The following is a 9,301-nucleotide window of genomic DNA, read 5'->3' as shown; positions in this document are numbered from 1 at the left end:
CCGGCGGGCGTAGATAATCCCCGCCAGCAGCAGGAGCATCAGAAACAAAAACAGCTTCTGCATCCTGCGCCGTCGGTTCCGCCTTCGTCTTGCTACTACAATGTCCTGTGTGTTGTATTCAGTCGCCATAGTATTTTACCGGATCCATCCCGGAACGGGTACCGGCTCCATCTCCTTTTTTACAATCCGGAGTCCTTTTTTCGGCTCTGTCTGATATGCATCGTCATAGAACACCCGGTTCAGATACAAACCGCATGCCATTGCGGTTTTTCCAGCGCATCGCCGATCCCGGGCTGCCAGGATTCCGTCCAGATCCGAAAGCTTCAGCTTGCCGTCATTGACCTGCAGCATAGTGCCCACAAGGATCCTAATCATATTATACAGAAAACCATCGCCTTTGACAAGTAGTATTATAGAATCTCCGCTCATTTCTACAGAAAAATCATAGATGGTGCGGACAGTACTGGTACGCTGTGCCTGCGCGCTGCAAAAGCTTTTGAAGTCATGGGTGCCGATAAAGCGATCCGCACAGGCTTGTAGCAATGCCGGATCAATGGGGCGCCGGTGGTGACAGGCAAGATCCCGCAGAAACGGGTTGGGGGATTCACTGTTGTGGATCAGATACAGGTATTCTTTCCCCCGGCAGGCATACCGGGCGTGAAACGACGGTGCTGCATCCTCCGCACTGAGCAGGGAAATATCATCCGGCAGCCTGCCGTTGCCCCCCCGCACCAGATTCAGCGGCTGGATCGGACGTTCCGTCTGAAAGGAAAAGCAATACTGCCGGGCATGCACCCCCGTATCCGTCCGGGAACAGCCGTAAATGGTCACCGGATGGTTCAGCACACTGCCCAGTGCCTGCTCCACCGCCTCCTGGACGGTGTGGGCATTATCCTGTCGCTGAAAGCCGTGATATTTTGTGCCCCGGTATGCCATCATGCATTTGAGGGTTCGCATGGGTGCACCTTCTTTCTTCGTTTCTTCCATACATATGCCGCTGCCAGATCTGCCCCCAACAGCAGCACACTGGCTCCGGTAATGAGAACACCCTCCCGGAATCCGTCCGGCACATAGTTCAGCCGGATGCTGTGGGTGCCGGGGGTCAGCCGAATGCCGGTCATGGCACCGCACAGAGGTACCAGCTCCGCCGGTTCCCCGTCCACCTGAGCACTCCAGCCCGGTTCAAAGGGAATGGAGCAGTAGAGCATGCCCTCTGTCCTGACCGTAACATTGCCGGACACGGCTGTGTCCTCCACCTGCAGATCCGTCAGAACCTCATCCCCCAGGCGCTGATACCCCTCCTCCAGCACCTGCTGGTTCAGCCGGTACACATACAAGGTCAGATACTGATCCGTATCCGCCGGGATCTCTCCGCCAATGGAAACCGTTTCCCCGGCGGAAATGCTGCCCAGGGGGAACAGATAGGGACGGCGCTCCATGTTGTAGCTTTGGGGCTGTATACCCAGCCGGTCTACCTCCACGTTTTTGATGCCGCCGCCGCTGACGTAGGCATAATAGATTCCGTCCTCCGTAGGGGTGAAATCAAAGGCAGCTCTGCCTGGCGCAGAACCGGCGCAGATGTGATAGCTGCCATAATGATTGCTGTCGGCGGTAATGTCCGTATGCCGGGTGCCGGAAGGCAGCTCCGCAGAAAACAGATCCTTCGGGATCCCGGTCATAGCGGAAAACAGTTTATTCTGGTTGTGGAACACGTTGCCGCCACTGGTCATAACACAATTCAGCACGTCCTCCTCCACCATATAGCCCAGGGGCAATGCGTAATTTGTCCGGTATGCGGTCACAGGATCAGTAGAAAGTACCTCCGTGTACAGGGCTGCATCCGGCAGATACCCATCCACCGCAAATACATACCTGACCCCAAGCAGCATATTGGTGAAGGGGGTGGAGGCGCTGTAGCAGTACCGGTTGGCATTCTCCCCGGCGGACAGACCGATCCGCTTGAGCATGCCGGTCACCGCCACATTGGCAGAGGAAGAAAACTGGGATACCCCGTTAAAGCCCATCAACGCCCCCTCATTGAGGGTGTAGGTTCGGCTTTCCTCCGCCCGGTAGAAGTCCGCATCCTGCAGGGACAGCTGCTCCAGCAGGGTTTCCATCTGTACGTTGTTCCGGGGATACACTTCCCGGTTGGTGGATCCCACCTGCTGGTTTCCCAGCCGCACCTGGAACAGCATTTCCACTGTAACGGCAATCACCAGGATCCGGTTCAGTTCCCGTCGGCTGCATTGCCGGAACTGCCGGGCAAGCAGCAGAAGCAGAAAGCCGATCCCCAGCAGACCGCTGCAAATCACGGCAAATCTGGTCTGCCGTCCCCAGGAAAGGATGCAGAGCGCACCTGTACCAAGGAGGATGGGCACAAATTGAAACCGCTGCCATCGGTCCAGGGTGCAGTATGCCCGAAAGGACAGCACCACCAGTACGAAGGAGATCAGAAAGGAGAACCGGTAGGGCAGCATGTTGGTGAAGTGGAATCCGTGCCAGATATAGTTGAGGATGTTCAGACTACAGCTGGCAAAGAGGAATCCCAGCAGGGATACTGCGCAAAGCTTTTCACGGAGGGGAATTTTCTTTGCGGAAATGAACGCAAAGAACAGCACCACACAAAGCATGCCGCAGGACACGTTGGGCAGTCCCTCCAGGGAGGTAGGGCGCTGAAAGCTCAGCAGATTGGACAGCATGTCCCGCCAGTCCAACTGCCACAGGGCTTTCTTCGGGAACTGACTGTTGGCGCTGTAGCTGAGTCCCAATGCCCGGTATGCAGGCAGCAGCAGCCAGGCGGACAGTCCGCCGCCGATCAGGGAACAGTATGCAAACCGAATCCCTGCCAGCAGCCACTGCCGGATGCTCCGACCCAGACAGATGCACAGTACAAAAAACGCCAGTACGCTGAAAATGCAGGTCATATAGCCAATATAGTAGTTGGAAATCAAAGACAGCCCCAGTGCAAGGGGATAGAGCCAACGCTTCCCGTCCCGGACAAGCCAGACCAGACCCAGCATGACCAGGGGCAGCAATGCCACCGTATCCAGCCACATAACGTTCCAGTAATAGCCGGTCATATAATCGCACAGGGCATAGAGCATGGAAAAGCACACCAAAGACATATCCCGGCGGTGAAACAGATCCTTCAGCAGCATGCCGCAGAACAGCCCGGCAAAGCCCACCTTCATCATCACGAACAGGGTCAGAGCCTCCCGGAGCCATACTGCCGGCACAAACAGCACCAGCAGATTCAGCGGACTTGCGGTGTAATAGGAAGCAAGGCTGAGAAAATTGGTACCCAGTCCGGAGCGCCAGGTATAGAGCATGGAACCGCCGGTCTGGAGCTTTTCCTGCAACAGCCGGAGAAAGGGGTAATATTGGTGCCACAGATCCGTCACCAGAATCTGGGCATTGCCGAAGGGGTAGATCCCCTGGATCACAAAGCCAAAGCCGAACAGCAAACAGGGCAGCAGAAAGCACCACAGCAGCGGATGCCGTTCTGCCCTGCGGCTGATGCGTCCTGCCAGTTTCAGCACACGCTGCATCATGGATCCCTCCGGTCAGATCAACCGGGGCAGCACGATGGCTGCCGCCAGAAATACACAGGTAACGCCCAGGGCTATATAATCCCGGGCACCGGACTGCATCTGCCGCAGCCGGGTGCGTCCCTCTCCGCCCCGGTAGCACCGGCATTCCATGGCGGTGGCAAGCTCCTCCGCCCGGCGGAATGCGGACACGAACAGGGGGATCAGAATAGGAATCAGAGCCTTTGCACGCTGCATCAGACTGCCGCTTTCCAGATCCGCCCCCCGTGCCTTCTGCGCCGCCATGATCTTGTCGGTTTCCTCGATCAGCGTAGGGATGAACCGGAGGGCAATGGTCATCATCATCGCCAGCTCATGCACCGGCACATGCAGCTTTTTCAAGGGAGAAAGCAGTCGCTCGATAGCGTCAGTCAGCTGGATGGGGGACGTGGTATAGGTCAGCAGAGAAGTGCCGGCGATCAGGAAAATGATGCGGATTACCATAAACACGGAGGTCTGGATGCCCCCCTGGGTAATGTGGATAAACTTCCAGGCAAACAGCACCGTTCCCTTGTCGATGAACAGCAGGTTCAGCAGGGATGTGAAGATCAGAATGGGAACGATGGGCTTGATGCTTTTGACAAACATCTTTGCCGGGATCCGGGACAGGACGATGGCAAACAGGCAGAACACGCCTCCCACTGCCAGTCCCAGCGCCTTCTGGGTCACAAACAGCATGACGATGAACAGGGTGGTAAGGATGATCTTGAACCGGGCATCCAGCCGGTGGATCACACTTTCGCCGGGAAAGTACTGCCCCAGGGTAATGTCCTTCAGCATGTTCCATCACCGCCTTTTTCCTTCAGATACTGCAGCAGCATATCCTTTGCATACGCCACCGTATACACCTGGCTGTCAAACCGATAGCCCCGGCTTTCCAGTGCGTTGAACACCCGGGTGATCTGTGGCACGGACAAGCCCAGTCTCCGGATCTCCTCAGAACGGCGGAACACATGCTCCGGGGTGTCGTAGCAGAACACCTTGCCCTGGTTCATCACTAAGATCTTGGAGGCGAACCGTGCCACATCCTCCATACTGTGGGACACCAGGATAATGGTACCCCCATGGCTCCGGTGGTACGTCTTCAGCTGATCCAGGATCCGGTCCCTGCCCCGGGGATCCAGCCCGGCGGTAGGCTCGTCCAGGATCAACACCCGTGGTTCCATTGCCATGACGCCGGCAATGGCAACCCGGCGCTTTTGTCCTCCGGACAGGGCAAAGGGAGGCTGCTCCAGCAGCTCCGGTGCCAGACCTACTGCCTGGGCAGTCTGCCGCACCCGCCGGTCGATCTCCTGTTCATCCAGTCCCATATTCCGGGGACCGAATGCAATGTCCTTATACACGGTTTCCTCAAACAGCTGGTATTCCGGATACTGAAACACCAGTCCCACCTGGAACCGCACCTGCCGCATATCCGCCTTTTTCAGCGCCCAGATATCCTGCCCGTCCAGGAGGATCCTGCCGGAGGTGGGCTTCAGCAAGCCGTTGAACTGCTGAATCAGGGTGGATTTCCCGGAGCCGGTATGGCCGATCAGACCAACAAACTCCCCGTTCTGGATTTCCAGATCCACATGATCCACAGCGGTTTTTTCAAAAGGAGTGCCTACACTGTACTGATAGGTCAGTCCCTCAGTTTTCAGAATTGCCAATCGTCTCTCTCCTCCATGGATATTCACGCACCGGGCGCATCCGGTGCTCCCAGCAGCTGTGCCAGTGCCTCCACGCATTCCTCCTCGTGGATGATGTGGGGATCCAGCTGACAGCCAGCCTGGTTCAGCAGATACACAAGCTCCGTCACCTGGGGCACATCCAGCCCCACATCCTTCAGCTGCGCCACATGGGAAAACACCTGCCGGGGGGTATCGTCCAGCAGCACCCTGCCGCTGTCCATCACCACCACCCGGTCACATTCCGCCGCTTCCTCCATATAGTGGGTAATCAGCACAATGGTGATGCCGTATTCCCGGTTCAGGCTCCGGATGGTGCGCATGACCTGCCGCCTGCCGTGGGGATCCAGCATAGCGGTGGGCTCGTCCAGCACGATACAGTCCGGTCGCATGGCAATGATACCGGCAATGGCAACCCGCTGCTTCTGTCCTCCGGACAGTTGGTGGGGGGCATGATGCCGGTACTCGTACATATGCACCGCTTTCAGAGCATCATCCACTCGTTTGCGCATTTCCTCCCGGGGCACTCCCAGGTTTTCCGGTGCAAATGCCACGTCCTCCTCCACGATGGTTGCCACGATCTGGTTGTCCGGATTCTGAAACACCATTCCCACATGCTGCCGGATGTCAAACAGCAGCTCCGGGTCGGAGGTGTCCATGCCCTCCACCAGCACCTTGCCGGAGGTAGGCTGCAAAATGGCATTCAAGTGCTTTGCAAGGGTGGATTTACCGGAACCGTTATGTCCCAGCACTGCCACGAATTCCCCCCGGCGGATCTGTAAATTCACGCCCTTTAGCACTTGATGAGCAGGCTTCTCCGGCTCCAATTCGTTTTCGTATGCAAAGTGCAGATCCTGCACTTCAATGATGCAGTTTTCAGCCATGATCCGGCTCCTTTCGTAGCATGGGTTCGGCAGGACACGATGCATGCCCAAAACAGGAAACAGGGCAATGCGCGGACACTTGTCCCGCTGTTGCCCCACATACCGCCGTATCCCATACCATATTTCCGGGACACTGCCCTTATTCAGCCTGCCAGATTGCCGTTGCACCGCAGGGCAGGTATAAACCGCTTTGCTCCACCGGCAGCCCGATTTCATCAAATTGTACGCTGCCGCCCAGCTTTTTTTGCAGCACCGTTCCCAGGATATACCCCATCACCGAAGGGGAAAGCCCGGTAGTATAGCTGTTGATGAGGAAAAACAGCGGATCCTCCGAAAGTGCCCCGGCGCAAAGCTGCACCAGATCATACACACAGTTTTCCAGCTTCCAGACCTCTCCTCCGGGGCCACGCCCATAGCTGGGTGGATCCATCACAATGGCATCGTACTTTCTTCCCCGGCGGATCTCCCGCTGCACGAATTTTTCACAGTCATCCACGATCCACCGGATGGGTTTTTCCGTCAGACCGGATGCCGCCGCATTGTCCCGTGCCCACTGAACCATGCCCTTGGAGGCATCCACATGGCACACGGACGCACCAGCCTGGGCGCAGGCAAGGGTGGCGCCTCCGGTATATGCAAACAGATTCAATACGCTGATGGGTCTGCCTGCGTTCTGAATCAGTCCGGACATATAGTCCCAGTTCACCGCCTGCTCCGGGAACAACCCAGTATGCTTGAAGCCGGTGGGGCGGATCTGAAACGTCAGCGCCTTGTAGTGAAGCATCCAGGAATCGGGCAGCTTTCTGCGGAAGCTCCAGCTGCCGCCTCCTGCATTGGAGCGATGATAATGCCCGTCCGCCGTGTCCCACTGAGGTACGGCATGGGGCGTTTTCCAGATGATCTGCGGATCCGGCCGGATCAGACTCACGCCGTTCCAAAGCTCCAGCTTCTCTCCGTCGGAGGTGTCCAGGATCCGGTATTCCTTCCAGTTGTCTGCAATTCTCAAAGCTTATCGTCCTACTTTTTCTCTGATTTTATCCGCAATCTCCATTGCAAAGGTATTGATGCGCCGGAAGTCACGCCCCTCCAGCATCACCCGGATCAGTGGCTCCGTACCGCTTTCCCGTACCAGGATCCTGCCCGTATCCCCCAGTTCCTCCTCACGCTTTGCGATCAGTCCAGTGATATCCGGATCATTCTTCCACATTTCCCGATCCTTTGCGGCGATCTTGACGTTGATCATCACCTGTGGAAAATGCTCCATCACAGTGGCAAGCTCACTGAGCTTCTTGCCGGTCTGCGCCATGATCTCCATCAGCTTTGCGCCGGACAGCTGTCCGTCTCCGGTGGTAGCCTCATCCAAGAAGATGATGTGACCACTTTGCTCGCCGCCAATGTTATAGCCTCCGTCCAGCATTTTCTCCAGCACATACCGGTCGCCGACGGATGCAACCACCACGTCAATGCCGGCTGCTGCCGCAAAATGCTGGAAACCCAGGTTGGTCATCACCGTAACCACAGCGGCATTGTTCTTCAGCTTGTTCTGATCCTTGTATGCCTTGGCGAAAATGGCAATCAGCTTGTCGCCGTCCACCAACTCGCCCTTTTCGTCCACCGCAAGGCACCGATCCGCATCCCCGTCGAAGGCAAGACCCAGGTCGCACTGATGCTCCGGTACAAACTCCATAAGGCTTTCCGTATGGGTGGAGCCGCAGTCGGCGTTGATGTTGCTGCCGTCCGGCTGATCGCAGACCATCAGCACCTCTGCCCCCATACCCTCAAACAGCTTCTTTGCTGTGGCAGAAGCACTGCCGTTGGCACAGTCCAGGGCTACCCGCAGCCCCTTCAGATCCGTATGGATCGCCTTCTGGATATAACGGATATAGTCCCGCTGTGCATCCTGGTACACGCTGATGCGCCCCACGTTGGTATGGGACTGGAGCTTGATCTGCTCCGGGTGATCCAGGATCAGCGCCTCGATCTCCTCCTCGATTTCATCGGACAGCTTATAGCCCGTGGAGGAAAACAGCTTGATGCCGTTGAATTCCACACTGTTGTGGGAGGCGGAGATCATCACCCCGGCATCCGCCGCATTGAGCCGGACAAGGGTCGCCACAGCCGGCGTGGGCACAACGCCCAGCAGCTCCGCATTGGCTCCCACAGAGCAGATGCCTGCCGCCAGGGCAGCTTCCAGAATATCCGAGGAAATCCGGGTATCCTTGCCGATATAGATCATCGGCTTGTGATTCATCTTCCGGGTCAGCACCAGTGCCGCCGCTCTGCCGATCTGCATCGCAAGCTCACAGGTCAGCTCCGTAATCGCCACACCTCTTGCGCCGTCTGTTCCGAATAGTCTTCCCATTTGTCCAATCTCCTTATTTGTAGTATTGTATGCTATCACAAGGTCAGCTGACCGTCCTGGCTTCCCTCCTGTGGAATGCCCAGATGCTGATAGGCAAGCTGGGTTGCGCATCTGCCCCGGGGCGTCCGGGACAAAAAGCCCAGCTGCATCAGATACGGCTCGCATACATCCTCCAGGGTCACAGCCTCCTCCCCGATGGCGGAAGCCAGGGTTTCCAGACCGACCGGTCCCCCGTTGTAGCCCTTGATGATCATTTGCAGCATCCGTTTGTCCAGACTGTCCAGCCCCAGCTCATCGATCTCCAGCTTGTCGAGAGCGGTACAGGCAATCTGGCGGGAGATTCTTCCGTCCCCCATAACATCTGCAAAATCCCGCACCCGCTTCAGCAGCCGGTTGGCAATACGGGGTGTGCCCCGGGCACGCCGGGCAAGCTCCATGGCGCCGTCGTATTCACAGGGAATCCCCAGCAGCATGCTGCTGCGGCGGATGATGTCGCACAATTGCTCCGGCGGGTACAGCTCCAGCCGCTGGATGATGCCGAACCGATCCCGCAGGGGGGAGGTCAACTGTCCCGCACGGGTGGTAGCCCCCACCAGAGTGAATTTCGGCAGATCCACCCGAATGGAATTGGCGGAGGGTCCCTTGCCGATCACAATATCCAGGGCATTGTCCTCCATGGCCGGATACAGCACCTCCTCCACCGCCCGGGAAAGCCGATGGATCTCGTCAATGAACAGCACGTCATTTTCCGACAGATTCGTCAGCAGTGCCGCCAGATCCCCTGCCTTTTCAATGGCAGGG

General features: G+C 57.2%; 8 protein-coding genes. All 8 read right to left on the bottom strand.

Annotation, left to right across the window (positions count from 1 at the left end; all coding sequences use genetic code 11):
- Positions 1-135 precede the first annotated feature (135 nt).
- On the bottom strand, positions 136-957 hold the full coding sequence (gene truA, locus QVO51_RS06945) for a tRNA pseudouridine(38-40) synthase TruA (protein ID WP_022357795.1): 822 nt from the start codon (positions 955-957) through the stop codon (positions 136-138).
- Positions 936-3,551: a YfhO family protein gene (locus QVO51_RS06940; protein WP_022357794.1), complete on the bottom strand. Its 2,616-nt coding sequence runs from the start codon at positions 3,549-3,551 to the stop codon at positions 936-938. The genes truA and QVO51_RS06940 overlap by 22 nt, the downstream gene beginning before the upstream one ends.
- Positions 3,552-3,563: 12 nt before the next feature.
- Positions 3,564-4,367, bottom strand: a complete 804-nt coding sequence (locus QVO51_RS06935) for an energy-coupling factor transporter transmembrane component T family protein (RefSeq protein WP_022357793.1) — start codon at positions 4,365-4,367, stop codon at positions 3,564-3,566.
- Positions 4,361-5,236 carry an energy-coupling factor transporter ATPase gene (locus QVO51_RS06930; RefSeq protein WP_022357792.1) on the bottom strand — a complete coding sequence of 292 codons (876 nt, stop codon included), beginning with the start codon at positions 5,234-5,236 and terminating at the stop codon, positions 4,361-4,363. The genes QVO51_RS06935 and QVO51_RS06930 overlap by 7 nt, the downstream gene beginning before the upstream one ends.
- 23 nt (positions 5,237-5,259) lie before the next feature.
- The gene (locus tag QVO51_RS06925; protein WP_022357791.1) at positions 5,260-6,138 is read right to left on the bottom strand and encodes an energy-coupling factor transporter ATPase; all 879 of its coding nucleotides are present in this window, start codon (positions 6,136-6,138) and stop codon (positions 5,260-5,262) included.
- A gap of 139 nt (positions 6,139-6,277) precedes the next feature.
- Complete coding sequence (locus tag QVO51_RS06920; protein WP_022357790.1) at positions 6,278-7,144, bottom strand: class I SAM-dependent methyltransferase; 867 nt, start codon at positions 7,142-7,144, stop codon at positions 6,278-6,280.
- A 3-nt stretch (positions 7,145-7,147) separates the two neighbouring features.
- Positions 7,148-8,500, bottom strand: coding sequence for a phosphoglucosamine mutase (gene glmM, locus QVO51_RS06915; RefSeq protein WP_022357789.1), 1,353 nt, complete (start codon positions 8,498-8,500; stop codon positions 7,148-7,150).
- 35 nt (positions 8,501-8,535) lie between these two features.
- Positions 8,536-9,301, bottom strand: a 766-nt coding sequence (ruvB, locus tag QVO51_RS06910) for a Holliday junction branch migration DNA helicase RuvB (protein ID WP_288167960.1), incomplete at its 5' end; no start/stop codon positions are given.

The organism is Ruminococcus sp. CAG:379, from assembly GCF_000434255.1.
Lineage (GTDB): Bacteria > Bacillota > Clostridia > Oscillospirales > Ruminococcaceae > Ruminococcus_F > Ruminococcus_F champanellensis.
This window is presented reverse-complemented; position numbering and strand designations above follow the sequence as displayed.

What these genes read in the sequence shown, in the direction of transcription:
- QVO51_RS06940 (WP_022357794.1), bottom strand. Translation starts at nt 3,551, where the DNA reads ATGATGCAGCGTGTGCTGAAACTGGCAGGACGCATCAGCCGCAGGGCA.
- glmM (WP_022357789.1), bottom strand. Translation starts at nt 8,500, where the DNA reads ATGGGAAGACTATTCGGAACAGACGGCGCAAGAGGTGTGGCGATTACG.
- QVO51_RS06935 (WP_022357793.1), bottom strand. Translation starts at nt 4,367, where the DNA reads ATGCTGAAGGACATTACCCTGGGGCAGTACTTTCCCGGCGAAAGTGTG.
- QVO51_RS06925 (WP_022357791.1), bottom strand. Translation starts at nt 6,138, where the DNA reads ATGGCTGAAAACTGCATCATTGAAGTGCAGGATCTGCACTTTGCATAC.
- truA (WP_022357795.1), bottom strand. Translation starts at nt 957, where the DNA reads ATGCGAACCCTCAAATGCATGATGGCATACCGGGGCACAAAATATCAC.